General features: G+C 63.7%; 11 protein-coding genes and 2 tRNA genes. 5 read left to right on the forward strand and 8 right to left on the reverse strand.

The genetic code is table 11. The annotated features are described in order from the left end of the window. Positions 1–32: 32 nt before the first annotated feature. Positions 33–593, reverse strand: coding sequence for a toll/interleukin-1 receptor domain-containing protein (locus ACFPQ5_RS14560; protein ID WP_379756868.1), 561 nt, complete (start codon positions 591–593; stop codon positions 33–35). A 307-nt stretch (positions 594–900) separates the two neighbouring features. On the opposite strand from ACFPQ5_RS14560, the gene purT reads away from it, so the two are divergent. From purT to ACFPQ5_RS14575, 3 genes are all read left to right on the forward strand, one after another. After that, entirely contained in the window at positions 901–2,103 is a 1,203-nt protein-coding gene (purT, locus tag ACFPQ5_RS14565) for a formate-dependent phosphoribosylglycinamide formyltransferase (protein ID WP_379756871.1), read from the forward strand. 132 nt (positions 2,104–2,235) lie between these two features. Further along, entirely contained in the window at positions 2,236–4,356 is a 2,121-nt protein-coding gene (locus ACFPQ5_RS14570; protein ID WP_379756874.1) for a TonB-dependent siderophore receptor, read from the forward strand. A 17-nt stretch (positions 4,357–4,373) separates the two neighbouring features. Next, positions 4,374–5,510 carry a PepSY-associated TM helix domain-containing protein gene (locus tag ACFPQ5_RS14575; protein ID WP_379756877.1) on the forward strand — a complete coding sequence of 379 codons (1,137 nt, stop codon included), beginning with the start codon at positions 4,374–4,376 and terminating at the stop codon, positions 5,508–5,510. Positions 5,511–5,856: 346 nt separating this feature from the next. Here ACFPQ5_RS14575 and ACFPQ5_RS14580 read toward each other — a convergent pair. The 3 genes from ACFPQ5_RS14580 to ACFPQ5_RS14590 form a co-directional block, all read right to left on the reverse strand. Further along, a tRNA-Asn gene (locus ACFPQ5_RS14580) sits at positions 5,857–5,932 on the reverse strand. Positions 5,933–6,013: 81 nt separating this feature from the next. Further along, a complete protein-coding gene (locus ACFPQ5_RS14585) occupies positions 6,014–7,360 on the reverse strand; it encodes an MFS transporter (protein ID WP_379756879.1) in 1,347 nt (448 codons plus the stop codon). 88 nt (positions 7,361–7,448) lie between these two features. Beyond that, positions 7,449–7,982: a 2,4'-dihydroxyacetophenone dioxygenase family protein gene (locus ACFPQ5_RS14590; protein WP_136218478.1), complete on the reverse strand. Its 534-nt coding sequence runs from the start codon at positions 7,980–7,982 to the stop codon at positions 7,449–7,451. A 134-nt stretch (positions 7,983–8,116) separates the two neighbouring features. Here ACFPQ5_RS14590 and ACFPQ5_RS14595 point away from each other — a divergent pair, with 134 nt between their 5' ends. Continuing rightward, the gene (locus ACFPQ5_RS14595) at positions 8,117–9,013 is read left to right on the forward strand and encodes a LysR family transcriptional regulator (protein WP_379756883.1); all 897 of its coding nucleotides are present in this window, start codon (positions 8,117–8,119) and stop codon (positions 9,011–9,013) included. Positions 9,014–9,367: 354 nt separating this feature from the next. Here the strand turns inward: ACFPQ5_RS14595 and ACFPQ5_RS14600 are convergent. Together ACFPQ5_RS14600 and ACFPQ5_RS14605 are read right to left on the reverse strand one after the other, a co-directional pair. Then, positions 9,368–9,443, reverse strand: a tRNA-Asn gene (locus tag ACFPQ5_RS14600). Positions 9,444–9,493: 50 nt separating this feature from the next. Further along, on the reverse strand, positions 9,494–10,705 hold the full coding sequence (locus tag ACFPQ5_RS14605) for an amino acid aminotransferase (RefSeq protein ID WP_379756886.1): 1,212 nt from the start codon (positions 10,703–10,705) through the stop codon (positions 9,494–9,496). Between the two features lie 115 nt (positions 10,706–10,820). On the opposite strand from ACFPQ5_RS14605, the gene uvrB reads away from it, so the two are divergent. Then, the gene (gene uvrB / locus ACFPQ5_RS14610; RefSeq protein ID WP_379756889.1) at positions 10,821–12,926 is read left to right on the forward strand and encodes an excinuclease ABC subunit UvrB; all 2,106 of its coding nucleotides are present in this window, start codon (positions 10,821–10,823) and stop codon (positions 12,924–12,926) included. A gap of 194 nt (positions 12,927–13,120) precedes the next feature. Here uvrB and ACFPQ5_RS14615 read toward each other — a convergent pair whose 3' ends face one another. After that, the gene (locus ACFPQ5_RS14615; RefSeq protein WP_379756892.1) at positions 13,121–13,582 is read right to left on the reverse strand and encodes an RES family NAD+ phosphorylase; all 462 of its coding nucleotides are present in this window, start codon (positions 13,580–13,582) and stop codon (positions 13,121–13,123) included. A 124-nt stretch (positions 13,583–13,706) separates the two neighbouring features. After that, positions 13,707–14,141, reverse strand: a complete 435-nt coding sequence (locus ACFPQ5_RS14620; RefSeq protein WP_379756895.1) for an FKBP-type peptidyl-prolyl cis-trans isomerase — start codon at positions 14,139–14,141, stop codon at positions 13,707–13,709. Positions 14,142–14,214: the final 73 nt, after the last annotated feature.

The following is a 14,214-nucleotide window of genomic DNA, read 5'->3' on the forward strand; positions in this document are numbered from 1 at the left end:
TTGTACCGCAAGCGCCCGCGATGCGACCCGCGTCAGCTCGGCAGGATCGTTCCCGCCACCGGACCAAAACCCTCTGCCGGAAAACGGGTTTCAAGCGCACTGCGGATATCACCTGCCAGCTTGGCGAACATTTTTTTCGACCTCGGCGATTTGAGGGAGTCGAAGCGCAAGGCGCGCCAGTCGACGTAATTGCGCTCGCTGATCAACTGGGCGACCGGATCGTTCCTGCACAGGGATTCGTCGCTCAGCACCGGACAGTGGATGTAATACACCGGAAGGATCAGGTCCCGGCGTCCGATCAGTTTCTCGCGCAGGGCAAAGCGTTCGATTTCACTACGGCACATTTCGCTCTTGAAGAAGCCTGGCGTAATAATGCAAATGAGAAAAATACCGGCGTCGACGCAGTCGTGGATCCGTTCTTCCCAGCTTTGCCCCCACGCGATGTGGGTCCTGTCCTGGAAAATGTCAAAGCGCTCACCCGTCTGCGCAACGACCTCGCCGCTCAATCGCCTGCGAAATTCCGTCAGACGACCGTCGTCGTGCTCGTCGTCGCTGCGCACATAGCTGAGGAAACCGATCGGATTCTTAATCATGGGAACCGCCTTTCTCGATGTTCAATAGCTGCTGCTCCTGAACCCATCACGCGCCGAGCCAAAGCGGCCACGGCAAGAATGATGTGAGAAAGTTAGAGTTTGTGGCTCATGGATAATTCCACGCGAAAAAGGCGAACTCGCTTATACCTGACCTCGCTCAACAGCCGAGCCCGGTAGTCAACGGAACGCGCCGCACGCTTGCGCCATGCGTGGGCAACATTGGCCGTCTTGCACGCAGTTGCGGCGCCTTTGCTATAGTCCCACCACCCTGCCGCACGGCAGCATCTCCGCCATCTCCCACAGAACCATGACTACACTCGGCACTCCCCTTTCTCCTTCCGCCACCCGCGTAATGCTGCTCGGCTCCGGCGAACTCGGCAAGGAGGTAATCATCTCCCTGCAGCGTCTCGGCGTCGAAGTCGTCGCTGTCGACCGCTATCCGAACGCGCCCGGCCACCAGGTCGCGCACCGCGCGCACGTGATCGACATGACCGACGGCGCCGCGCTGGCCGCCCTGATCGCGCAGGAAAAACCCGACCTCGTGATCCCCGAGATCGAGGCGATCGCCACCGACAGGCTGGCCGAACTGGAAGCGGCCGGCACGATCACCTGCATCCCGACCGCGCGCGCCGCCCAGCTGACGATGAACCGCGAAGGCATCCGCCGCCTCGCCGCCGAAACCCTGGGTCTGGCAACGTCTCCTTACCGCTTCGCCAGCAGCCTGGAAGAACTGGAACAGGCCTGCGCGGCCGTCGGCTTCCCCTGCGTCGTGAAACCCGTGATGTCGTCCTCGGGCAAGGGCCAGTCGAAACTCGACAGCGCGGCGGACGTGAAGGCCGCCTGGGACTACGCAGCCGCCGGCGGCCGGGTCGACGCCGGCCGCGTGATCGCCGAAGGCTTCATCGACTTCGACTACGAGATCACCCTGCTGACGGTGCGTTCGCGTGGCGCCGACGGCAACGTGCAGACAGGTTTCTGCGAACCGATCGGCCACAAGCAGGTACAGGGCGACTATGTCGAATCCTGGCAGCCGCATCCGATGAGCGCGCTGGCGCTGGAGCGCTCGCGCGAGATCGCCGAAAAAGTCACGGGCAACCTCGGCGGCCTGGGCGTGTTCGGCGTCGAGCTGTTCGTGAAGGGCGACATGGTCTGGTTCTCGGAAGTGAGCCCGCGTCCGCACGACACCGGCATGGTGACGATGGCGACGCAGGTGCAGAGCGAATTCGAGCTGCACGCGAAGGCCGTGCTCGGCCTGCCGGTCAACACGGCACTGCGCGCACCGGGTGCCTCGGCGGTGATCTACGGCGGCATGGATGCGCAAGGGATCGCCTTCGAAGGCGTGGCCGAGGCCCTGCAGGTGCCGGGCAGCGACATCCGCCTGTTCGGCAAGCCGGAATCCTTTGCACGCCGCCGCATGGGCGTGGCGCTGGCGACCGCGGACGACGTCGATACGGCGCGCGAACGTGCGCTGGCAGCCGCGTCCAAGGTCAAGCCGGTGCCCGGACGCTGAGCCGGTTTCCGCCCACATCACGCATGGCGCCTTCGAGCGCCATTTTTTTTCGCCGGTCCGCCCCGGTTGACAAGGCCTCGATCCGTATTGATAATGATTCGCATTACCATTATCAATACAAAGAAGAACACGATGCACATCATTCCCCACCTCGCGGCGCGTCCGCTTGCCGTGCTGGCCGCCCTCGCCTGCGCAAGTAGCGCCACCGCCCAGGAACAGGCGCCTGGTGAACCGCTGCAGCAGGTCGTCGTCACCGGCACCGGCTACCGCACCACCGGCACCAAGTCGAACCTGAAGCCGATGGACGCGCCGATGAGCTACGAGGTCTACGACGCCGAGCTGCTGGCCGCGCGCCAGGCCGACAGCGTCAACGAGGCGCTGCGCTACGTGCCGGGCGTGACGCCGGAAAGCCGCTCGACTGTCACCATCTTCGACCAGTACACGATCCGCGGCTTCGAAAGCTACCGCAACTACTACGACGGCCTGCCGCTGCAGTACAACGGCTTGTGGAACCTGGTGCCGCAGGTAGACGCTTTCGCCACCGAGAGCGTCGAAGTGCTGAAGGGGCCGACCTCGGTGCTGTACGGCTCGGCGCCGCCGGGCGGCATGGTCAACCAGACCGCCAGGCAGCCGCGCGCGCAGCAGGAAACCGAGGTGCGCTTCCGCTTCGGTAGCAATAACCTGCGCGAACTGGGCATCGACAGCACCGGCGCCCTCTCGCCCGACGTCGACTACCGCGTGATCGCGCTGGCGAGGAAGCGCGACGGCCAGCAGGCCACGACGCGCGAAGAACGCAATCTGATCGCGCCCTCGCTCACCTGGCGCATCGCATCGAACACGCGCCTGAACCTGAACCTCTACCACCAGGTCGACCCCAGCCTTGTGCCCTCGACCCCGCTGCCCGCCCTCGGCACCCTGTTCGAGGCGCCCTACGGCAAGCTCGACGCCGACAGCTTCGCCGGCGACGGCCGCTGGTCGGGCATGAAGCGCACGGTGACGATGGGCGGCTGGAAGTTCGAGCACGGCTTCAACGATGAGGTGAAATTCCTGCAGAACTTCCGCTACACGAAAGCTGATGGCCTGCAGCACAACACCTACAACCTCGGCCTGGCGGATGACGCACGCACGCTGGCACGTGCCGCCTATCTGACCGACGAGCACCAGGACGGCTACGCGATCGACAACCAGCTGTCCTTCAAGACGCGCAGCGGGCCGATTGCCCACACCATCCTGGCCGGCGTCGACTATCAAACCTTGGATTCGGACGTGCACTACGGCGACACGCTCGGCACCGACACCCCGGCGATCGACCTCGGCAGCCCGAACCACTGGCTGATCGAGCCGGGCGCGCTGCCGCTCGGCTTCTACACCGAAGACCACGCGATCCGCCAGTCGCAGCTGGGCCTGTACCTGCAGGACGAGCTGGCCTGGGGCCCGCTGACCATCATCGCGGGCCTGCGCCGCGACCGCTACCGCAGCGAAGACCGCAACGATTCCAGCTATGCCGGCTCTCCCGCAAGCAGCACCACGCAGATCCGCCAGAGCCGCAGCAGCGGACGCCTCGCCGCCATCTACAGGTTCGGCAACGGCCTGGCGCCCTACCTGAACTATTCGACCTCGTTCGAGCCGGTTTCGGGCGTCGATTCGCTAACCGGCGCGGCCTTTAAGCCGACCACCGCGAAGCAGCTCGAAGCGGGCGTGAAATACGTGGCGCCGGCGACGAACACGCAGCTGACCGCCGCCGTGTTCGACATCCGCAAACAGAACGTGGTCGTCAACACGCCGAGCTTCAACCGCTACACGCAGAACGGCGAGGTGCAGTCGAAAGGTGCGGAACTGTCGTGGCGCCAGGGCCTGGGCGACCAATTCGATGTGACGCTCGCGCTGACACGCCTGAACATGGAGGTCACGAAAAACGAACTCGATCCTTCGTTGATCGGCAAGACGCCGGTGTGGGTGGCCGACAAGCAGGCCGCGCTCTGGCTCAACTGGGCGGCGCAGCCGAAGCTCGACCTGTCGGCCGGCGTGCGTTACGTGGGAGAGAGCCAGATGGACGCGGCCAACAGCGCCACCGTGCCCTCGTACACGGTCGTCGACGCGGCGGCCATGTACCGCGTCAGCGACACGCTGCGCATCGGCCTCACGGCGAGCAACCTCGGCAACAAGCGCTATGTCGGCGCCTGCCACAGCGCGCAGAACTGCTGGATGGGTGCCGAGCGCAGCGTCGAGCTGAGTCTGCACGCATCGTTCTGACACGCCGGGAGCCGCAAATGAACTTCCGCGCCTGGTACGCCGTGCACAAGTGGACGAGTCTCGTGTCCACGCTGTTCCTGCTGCTCCTCTGCCTGACCGGGCTGCCGCTGATCTTCTCGCACGAGATCAATCATGCGCTCGGCCACAGCGTGGAGGCGCCCGCGCTAACGCCAGGCTTCAATGGCCGTGCGGACGTGGATGCCATCGTCGCCGACGCCAGCGCGCGGCGGCCGACCGATGTGCCGCAGTTCCTGGTGGCGGAAGCGGACGAGCCCGACCTGCTCTACGTGCGCCTGGCCGAGCGCGTCGATTCGCCCGGCCTGACCGCCTTCTACACCTATGACGCGCGCACCGGCCATTTTCTGAGCGAATACCCGCTCGGCCAGGGCTTCATGGACCTGATGCTGCGCCTGCATACCGACCTCTACCTGGACCTGCCCGGCACCCTCTTCCTCGGCTTCATGGGCCTGCTGCTGGCCGCCTCGATCGTCTCGGGGATCGCGGTCTACGGGCCCTATATGAAGAAGCTGGCCTTCGGCACGGTGCGGCGCCAGCGCGTGTCGCGCCTGAAATGGCTGGACCAGCACAACCTGCTCGGCATCGTGACCCTGGTGTGGCTGCTGGTGGTCGGCGTCACCGGCACCATCAACGCGCTGAACCGGCCCATCTTCGGACAATGGCAGGCGACCGAACTGAAGGCGCTGGCGGCGCCCTACCGGCACCTGCCGCCGGTCACGGGCGAGGTCTCCGCCGCGGCCGCACTGGCCGCCGCCCAGCGCGCGCAGCCGGACATGTCGCTCAGCTTCATGGCCTTCCCCGGCAACGACTTCAGCACGCCGCAGCACTTCATGGCCTTCATGCAGGGCGATACGGACGTGACCTCCAAGCTGCTGAAGATCGTGATGATCGATGCCCGTACCGGCGCGGTGGCGGCGACCGGCGAGATGCCCTGGTACGTTTCAGGTCTGATGCTGTCGCAGCCCCTGCACTTCGGCGACTACGGCGGCCTGGCCCTGAAGCTGCTGTGGACGGGCTTGGACCTGCTCAGCATCTGGGTGCTATGGAGCGGGCTGGTGCTGTGGTGGAAGCGGCGCCATGTGTCGGCCGAGCAGAAGCTGGCGACGCTACGGGCACGGGAAACGGCGCAGGCGTAGGGTGGGCATGCCCACGCGGACCGATGAGCAGTGTTAGCTGGAACGATGGAACATTTTACCGGGCAGCAGACGCGCTCGTACCGCGCGCACAGAGTGCGCACCCTACAACGGCCACAGTCACGGCCACGGGAACGGCAATGGCAATGGCAAAAAAAAAGAGCGCCGATCACTCGGCGCTCTCTTTCGTATTCTGGCTCCCCGACCTGGACTCGAACCAGGGACCTGCAGTTGTAGGGCGGGCATGCCCGCGCGGAAAGTCGAGCAGTGTTTGCGGACATCGGTGACGTGACCAATACGACCGACGAAAAAAAAGAGCGCCGATCACTCGACGCTCTCTTTCATATTTTGGCTCCCCGACCTGGACTCGAACCAGGGACCTGCGGATTAACAGTCCGTCGCTCTACCGACTGAGCTATCAGGGAATTGAGCTTGGCATTATAACTGCTCAGCGGCATTCTGCAAGGCCTGCACGAAACTTCTTCGTGCTGGCCTTGCCGGTCCGGTCACCCTTCCCGCTTCTCGCGCAGCGCCTTTGCCGGCACGCCGACCAGCAGCGCGATCCCGCCCAGCACCATCAGCGCCGTCACGAAATACAGGCCGTAGTTGACGCTTCCCGTCGCGGTCTTGAACCAGCCGATCACGAAGGGGCTGACGAAGCCGCCGATCAGGCCGAGCGAATTGATCAGCGCGATCCCGCCCGCCGCGGCCGGACCCGACAGGTAGGCGGTCGGCATCGCCCAGAACAGCGGCATCGTGGCCAGGATGCCGATCGTCGCAAAGGAGAGCGCCACCAGCGCCAGCGCCAACTGTCCCGGCAGCAGGCTGGCCACCACCAGGCCCGCGCCGCCGAGGAAGGCGGCGCCGGCGGCGTGCCAGCGGCGTTCGCGGGTGCGGTCCGAGTTTTTACTCAGTACTACCATCCCGATCGCGCCGATGATGTACGGGATCGCGGTCAGCAGGCCGATGCGCAGCGGATCGGTGACGCCGAAACTCTTGACGATGGTCGGCAGCCAGAACGTGATCACATAGGTGCCGGCGATGAAGGTGAAGTAGGCGAAGGCGAGGATGTAGATCTTCGGATCGCGCAGCGCATGGCGCAGCGAACCGTGGTGGGCCGGGCCGAGGTCGCGCTGGTCCTGCTGCAGCGTGTGCTCGATGAGCTCCTTTTCACGCTTCGACAGCCATTTCGCCTGGCCCGGACGGTCGTCGAGCAGGAACCAGGCCATCACGCCCAGCAGCACCGCCGGGATGCCTTCGAGCAGGAACATCCACTGCCAGCCGCGCCAGCCGTTGACGCCGGCCATGTCGTTCATGATCCAGCCCGACAGCGGCCCGCCGACGATGCCGGCCACCGCCATGCCCGACATGAAGAGCGCGATGATCCTGGCGCGCATCTTCGAGGGATACCAATAGGTGAAGTACAGGATCATGCCCGGGAAGAAACCGGCTTCGAACAGCCCCAGCAGGAAGCGCGCGATGTAGAGCTGGGTCGGCGTGGTGACGAACATCATGCCGGCCGAAGTCAGGCCCCACAGCACCATGATGCGCAGCAGCGTCTTGCGCGCGCCGATCTTTTCCAGCAGCAGGTTGCTCGGCACTTCGAACAGCGCGTAGCCGAAGAAGAAAATACCGGCGCCCAGGCCGTACACCGCATCGGAAAAGCCGAGGTCGGCCTTCATCTGCAATTGCGCGAAGCCGATGTTGATGCGGTCGAGATAGGCCGCGACGTAGCAGATGAACAGGAAGGGAATCAGCCGCAGGCTGACCTTTCGGTAGACCTGCGCCTGCTCGCTTGCGGCGGCTGCGCCGCTCCCGAGCGGGAGGGCGATGCCGTGGGTATCGGTACTCATGTTGCTGCTCCTTTTTTTCATCATTGCACGCCCGCTGCATCGGCGGGCTGTCTCCTGTGTTCAAGCAAGCGTGGACGAACCCCTGCGCTTACCGGATGAAGCGGCGCACGTAATCCGTGCCGAGGCCCACGGCTTCGTAATGCTTCACCGCCGCTTCCAGCTTGGTGAACACGTCCTCGTAACCGGTCGGCTTGCCTTCCTCGTCGAGATAGGTGTAGGCGCCGGTCACATGGAACAGCGTCATCATCTCGGTCACGTCTTCCGGCACATACAGGGTGTGGATCTCGCCCGGGATCTCGTGCGCGTACGAGCCTTCGATCGCGGTCCAGTCGTGTTCGAGGTAGTACCAGCGGCCCTTGAGGACGTGGGCATGCACCGGGCCGTCGTGACGGTGGCGCGACAGCACGCCGCTTTTACGCACGCGCAGCACGTTGACGAAATAGCCTTGCGTGACGTTCAGGATCAGCGGACGGAACCAGACGTTGGGCGCCTGCGGCACCCATTCGCGTTCGTCTTCGGGCACCGCATCGGGCACGACGAGGTCGTTGATGGCGAAACGGGGGATCGGCTGGGAAAAGCCCACCAGGCTGCTCGGGTGGGTACGTTCGGTCGACTTGGACACTTGGTTCTCCTTGTTCGGTTGGCGCCGGCGCCGGGATGGTGCATACGCGGTAGAAGCCCATCTTGCGCCCCGCACGCGGAGTGGACAATGCGATAATCGTCAATGGACGATGACGAAATTTCACAGGTGGGCCGGTGTCGATACAGTTGAGCGAGTTGGAAGTGTTCGTGGCGGCGGTCGACAGCGGCAGCTTTTCCGCCGCCGGGCGCCGGCTCGAACTGTCGCCCTCCGCCGTGAGCAAACTGGTATCGCGCCTGGAAGACCGCCTGCAGGCACGCCTGTTCCACCGCAGCTCGCGCGCGCTCACGCTGACCGAAGCCGGACGCGTGCTCTACGACGAAGGCCAGACGATCTTCGCCGCGCTGCGCAACGCCGAGAACGCGGTGCTGGCCTGCTCGGGCGAGGTCAGCGGCACCCTGCGCGTGCACTCGATGGTCACCTTCGCCAAGTACCAGCTGGCGCCAATCGTCGGCGAATTCCTGGCGCGGCACCCGAAGCTGCGCATCGAATTCCACCTCACCAACGAGCCGGTCGACTTCACCGAACAGCGCATCGACGTCTCGATCCAGGGCGGCCCCCTGCCCGATTCGTCCCTGGTGGCGCGCCGCCTGCTCGACAGCGCCTGGATCATCTGTGCGGCGCCCTCCTACCTGGCACGCCATGGCACGCCGCAGACACCCGACGACCTGGCCCGGCACAACTGCCTCAACTTCAGCCAGCGCACCGACTGGAACGCCTGGCCCGTGCTGGAACATGGCGAAGCGCGCACCGTCGCCGCCGAAGGCAATGTCGGCGCCAACCAGGGCGACATGCTGCTGCAGCTGGCGCGCCATGGCATGGGACTGGTGCGCCTGGCGGAATTCCACGTGGGCGAAGACTTGCGCAGCGGGCGGCTGGTGCGGGTGCTGGCCGACTACCAGCCGCCGGCGCAGGAGCCGCTGTACCTGGTGTACCAGGGGCGCAAGCACCTCAGCCCGCGGGTGCAGGCGTTTTTGGCTTTCATGGGAGAAAAATTTCCGCGGGATATGTAAACGAAAAAAGAGTTCCGATTTCTCAAAACTCCTTTTCGTATTCTGGCTCCCCGACCTGGACTCGAACCAGGGACCTGCGGTTCTAGGGCGGGCATGCCCGCGCGGAAAGTCGAGCAGTGTTTGCCGACATCGGTCACGTGACCAGTACTACCGACGAAAAAAAAGAGCGCCGATCACTCGACGCTCTCTTTCGTATTCTGGCTCCCCGACCTGGACTCCAACCAGGGACCTGCGGTTGTAGGGTGGGCATGCCCGCGCGGAAAGTCGAGCAGTGTTTGCGGACATCGGTGACGTGACCAGTACGACCGACGAAAAAAAAAGAGCGCCGATCACTCGACGCTCTCTTTCGTATTCTGGCTCCCCGACCTGGACTCGAACCAGGGACCTGCGGATTAACAGTCCGTCGCTCTACCGACTGAGCTATCAGGGAATTGCTTGCTCTTTGCTACTAAACAAGTTCAGCAGCGAAGAGCCAAGATTTTAGAGGACTTTGGCGATCGCGTCAACGACGAGATCGATGTTCTTCGAATTCAGCGCGGCAACACAGATGCGGCCGGTGTCGACCGCATAGATCGACTCGTCGCGCAGCTTGCCGACCTGCTCCTTGGTCAGGCCCGAATACGAGAACATGCCGACCTGCTCGCGGACAAAAGCGAAGTCGTGACCGGGCGCCTTGGCGGCCAGCTTCTCGACCAGCTCTTCGCGCATCTGCTTGATGCGCACGCGCATGCCGGCCAGCTCCTCTTCCCACAGCTGGCGCAGTTCCGGCGTCGACAGCACGGTCGCCACCACCTTACCGCCGTGCAGCGGCGGGTTCGAATAGTTGGTGCGCACGACGCGCTTCAGCTGCGACAGCAGGCGTGCCGCTTCTTCGCCGCTCGAGGCCACCACCGACAGCGCGCCGACGCGCTCGCCGTACAGCGAGAAGGACTTCGAGAACGAGTTCGAGACCAGCAGCGGGCCGCCGGCGTCGACAAAGCGGCGCACCACGGCGCCATCTTCCGCGATGCCCGCGCCGAAGCCCTGGTAGGCCATGTCGAGGAAGGGAATCAGGCCGCCCTGCTGCACCGCCTCGATCACCTGGCCCCACTGCTCTTGCGTGAGGTCGGCGCCGGTCGGGTTATGGCAGCAGGCGTGCAGCACGACGATCGAGCCGGCATCCATCTTGCGCAGCGAGGCAAGCATGCCCTCGAAGTTCACGCCATGGGTGGCAGGATCGTAATAGGTGTAGTTGTTGACGATGAAACCGGCCGATTCGAACAGGGCGCGGTGGTTTTCCCAGCTCGGGTCGCTGATGAAGACCTGCGAATCGGGCGAGAAACGCTTCAGGAAGTCGGCGCCGATTTTCAAAGCACCGGTGCCGCCGATGGCTTGCACGGTGACTGCACGTTTCTCTTGAATTACCGCGCTGTCGGCCCCAAATACAAGCTCCTGCACGGCTTTGTCGTACGCTGCCAGGCCTTCGATCGGAAGGTAGGTGCGCGGCGACAGCTGCTCCATCAACTTCGCTTCCGCCTTCTGCACGCACTGCAGCAGAGGCACCTTGCCGTTATCGTCATAGTAGACGCCGACCCCCAGGTTGATCTTCGCCGGGTTCGTATCGGCGTTGAATGCTTCGGTGATGCCCAGGATCGGGTCGCGTGGGGCCATGTCGATGGCGCCGAAGAGGCTGGCGGAGGCGGTAGAAGTCATCGTGATAAACTGATTTTGTCGGTGGATCGCAGCAGTTGTATAGACAGCGACGCCGCAGCCGTACCTCTGCTGCAGTGCCGCAAACGAATCCCCATTCTAGCAAAGGTCTGAAAGTATGGCTGATTTATCCATCGCAAATGCCCCGGAACCTACGGTTATTACTTACCCGGGATCGCCATTCAAGCTGCACCAGCCCTTCCCGCCCGCCGGCGACCAGCCGACCGCGATCGACGGCCTGGTCGAAGGCATCGAAGACGGCTTGATGTACCAGACGCTGCTGGGCGTGACGGGTTCCGGCAAAACCTACACGATGGCCAACGTGATTGCCAAGGCCGGCCGGCCGGCGATCGTGTTCGCGCCAAACAAAACCCTGGCGGCCCAGCTGTATTCGGAGTTCCGCGAATTCTTCCCGCAAAACGCGGTCGAGTATTTCGTGTCGTACTACGATTACTACCAGCCGGAAGCCTATGTGCCGCAGCGCGACCTGTTCATCGAAAAGGACTCGTCGATCAATGAGCACATCGAACAGATGCGTTTGTCGTGCACGAAGTCGCTGATGGAACGGCGCGACGTCGTCATCGTCGCCACCGTGTCGGCGATCTACGGTATCGGTAATCCGAACGAATACCACAAGATGATCCTGACGCTGCGCCACAAGGACAAAGTCGCGCAGCGCGACATCATCGCGCGCCTGATCCAGATGCAGTACACGCGCAACGAAATGGACTTCGGCCGCGGTACTTTCCGCGTGCGCGGCGACACCATCGACATCTTCCCGGCCGAGCACGCCGAACTCGCGATCCGCGTCGAAATGTTCGACGACGAAATCGAGTCCTTGCAGCTGTTCGATCCGCTGACCGGCCGCGTACGCCAGAAGATCCCGCGCTTCACCGTGTACCCGGGTTCGCACTATGTGACGCCGCGCTCGACCGTGCTGCGCGCCGTCGAGTCGATCAAGGCCGAGCTGAAGGACCGTCTCGAGGAATTCCGCCAGCAAAACAAGCTGATCGAAGAGCAGCGCCTCGAACAGCGCACCCGCTTCGACCTCGAGATGCTGGCCGAGATCGGTTTTACGAAAGGCATCGAGAACTACTCGCGCCACCTGTCCGGCTCGATGCCGGGCGAACCGCCGCCGACCCTGGTCGACTACCTGCCGAAGGACGCGATCATGTTCATGGACGAGTCGCACGTGCTGGTCGGTCAGCTCAGCGCCATGTACAACGGCGACCGTTCGCGTAAAACCAACCTGGTCGACTACGGCTTCCGCCTGCCCTCGGCGCTCGACAACCGGCCTTTGAAATTCGAAGAGTTCGAAGGCAAGATGCGCCAGACGGTTTTCGTGTCGGCGACGCCAGCCGAATACGAGAATTCACATGCCGACAATGTGGTCGAGCAGGTGGTGCGGCCGACCGGCCTGGTCGACCCGCAAGTCATCGTGCGCCCCGCCCTGTCGCAGGTGGACGACCTGATGAGCGAGATCAACGACCGCATCAAGAAGGACGAGCGCGTGCTGGTGACCACGCTCACCAAGCGCATGGCCGAGCAGCTGACGGAATACCTGAGCGACCACGGCATCAAAGTGCGCTACCTGCACAGCGACATCGAGACGGTGGAACGCGTCGAGATCCTGCGCGACCTGCGCCTGGGCACCTTCGACGTCCTGATCGGCATTAACCTGCTGCGCGAGGGCCTGGACTTGCCGGAAGTGTCGCTGGTGGCGATCCTGGACGCCGACAAGGAAGGCTTCCTGCGTTCCGAGCGCTCGCTGATCCAGACCATCGGCCGCGCGGCGCGTAACCTGAACGGCGTGGCGATCCTGTACGCCGACCACGTCACCGACTCGATGCGCCGCGCGATCGACGAAACCGAACGCCGCCGCGCCAAGCAGATCGCCTTCAACGAGGCGAACGGCATCACGCCGAAGGGTGTGCAGAAGAAGATCAAGGAATTGATCGACGGCGTCTACAGCAATGCGGCGCAGAAGGCGATGGCCGAGGGTGCGACTTCGCTTGCCGAGGCCGAGGCAACAGCCAAAGTCGAGGGCATGAGCGAGAAGCAGATTTCGAAAGAAATCAAGCGCCTCGAGAAACTCATGGTGGACCACGCCAAGAACCTCGAGTTCGAGAAGGCGGCGCAGGTGCGCGACCAGCTCCATGTGCTCAAGCAGCAGGCTTTCGGGGCGCCGGGGGCGGACAATGTGGTGTCGATGTTGGGCAAGTAAGCAGGACGGCGCCGGTGGCGCCGTTTTTTTGGGTGGTGTGAAAATTCGCCGCAACGCATACGGTGATCCGCGCGGGCATGCCCGCCCTACGGTGCACCACCGCCCGTAGCAAGTCACGGGACCGTGGCGTAACGTAGGGCGGGCATGCCCGCGCGTTTGGCGCCATCGAGAGACCTGTCCAATGCTTCCCAGCCCTAGCGCTTGAACATCCTCGGATCAAAACTGAAGCTTCGCGCGACACTCAACTTCACCTGCTCATACGCGCGATGCGCCGGATTGATGACGAGGTTCACGCCCTCGCCCACGATCACCGATGGCACGCGCATATACAGGAATTCCCGCTTTTTCAAAAAGGCCGTCCCGACGGCGGTAGCACTGCCGCCGTCTTCCAGCGCATCCCAGCCATCCGGCAAATCCTCGGCTGATACATCCAGCCCCAACTCAGGATCGTCCGGCAAATCGATCGCCACCAGCACCAGCGGCTCCTCGTCGACCTCCTCGGTGTGCACGAACTTTTCCAGCACCGCCAGCTCCACCGTCATCGCCGCGTACAAGGCCGGTTGGCCCTCGCTGTGCCAGTGACCGCCACTTTCCCGCGCGCCCTTGCATTCACGGTCGAGGGCGGCTTTTTCGATTGCAATTCTCCAGGTTCTCATCGTATGCATGCCGATACATAAGTGGCCTCAGCATACAACGAGGCTCAGGTACGCTTGCGCACGAGTCGGCCAGACAACAAAAAACGGCCCGCAGGCCGTTTCTCGTTGAAACCAGAGAGGTCGCTTATTTCACGTCCAGCAGCTCGACATCGAACAGCAGCGTCGCGCCCGGCGGGATCGGGCCGGCGCCACGCTGGCCGTAGCCGAGTTCCGCCGGAATCACCAGCGTGCGCTTGCCGCCGACCTTCATGCCGGCCACGCCCTGGTCCCAGCCCTTGATGACGCCACCCATGCCCAGCGGGAAGGTGAACGGTTCGCCGCCAACCGAGCTGTCGAATTGCTGGCCGCGCTGCTTCGGCGCTTTCGGCGCGTACAGCCAGCCAGTGTAGTGCACGACGACGGTCTTGCCGGCGACGGCTTCCTTGCCCTTGCCGACGACGGTGTCGATCTTTTGCAGCTGGTTTGCAGCGACCGGGGCGGCAGGTGCGGCCGCGGCGGCAGTGCCGGCGGTACCAGCAAGGAACAGGGCGAGCCCGAGGGCCGAGATTGCTTGTTTCATCGTTTACCTTTTTATGTGAGTGAAGCGCACGGCAGTATTGCCGAACGGCGCACTTCGCACAAGCACCGGAAAC

The sequence above is a fragment of the Massilia suwonensis genome, from assembly GCF_042655665.1.
Lineage (GTDB): Bacteria > Pseudomonadota > Gammaproteobacteria > Burkholderiales > Burkholderiaceae_D > Telluria > Telluria suwonensis.

Excerpts from the sequence above, each read along its gene's own strand:
- ACFPQ5_RS14575 (WP_379756877.1), top strand. The coding sequence starts at position 4,374 with ATGAACTTCCGCGCCTGGTACGCCGTGCACAAGTGGACGAGTCTCGTG.
- ACFPQ5_RS14620 (WP_379756895.1), bottom strand. The coding sequence starts at position 14,141 with ATGAAACAAGCAATCTCGGCCCTCGGGCTCGCCCTGTTCCTTGCTGGT.
- ACFPQ5_RS14560 (WP_379756868.1), bottom strand. The coding sequence starts at position 593 with ATGATTAAGAATCCGATCGGTTTCCTCAGCTATGTGCGCAGCGACGAC.
- ACFPQ5_RS14615 (WP_379756892.1), bottom strand. The coding sequence starts at position 13,582 with ATGAGAACCTGGAGAATTGCAATCGAAAAAGCCGCCCTCGACCGTGAA.
- ACFPQ5_RS14585 (WP_379756879.1), bottom strand. The coding sequence starts at position 7,360 with ATGAGTACCGATACCCACGGCATCGCCCTCCCGCTCGGGAGCGGCGCA.
- uvrB (WP_379756889.1), top strand. The coding sequence starts at position 10,821 with ATGGCTGATTTATCCATCGCAAATGCCCCGGAACCTACGGTTATTACT.
- purT (WP_379756871.1), top strand. The coding sequence starts at position 901 with ATGACTACACTCGGCACTCCCCTTTCTCCTTCCGCCACCCGCGTAATG.
- ACFPQ5_RS14570 (WP_379756874.1), top strand. The coding sequence starts at position 2,236 with ATGCACATCATTCCCCACCTCGCGGCGCGTCCGCTTGCCGTGCTGGCC.
- ACFPQ5_RS14605 (WP_379756886.1), bottom strand. The coding sequence starts at position 10,705 with ATGACTTCTACCGCCTCCGCCAGCCTCTTCGGCGCCATCGACATGGCC.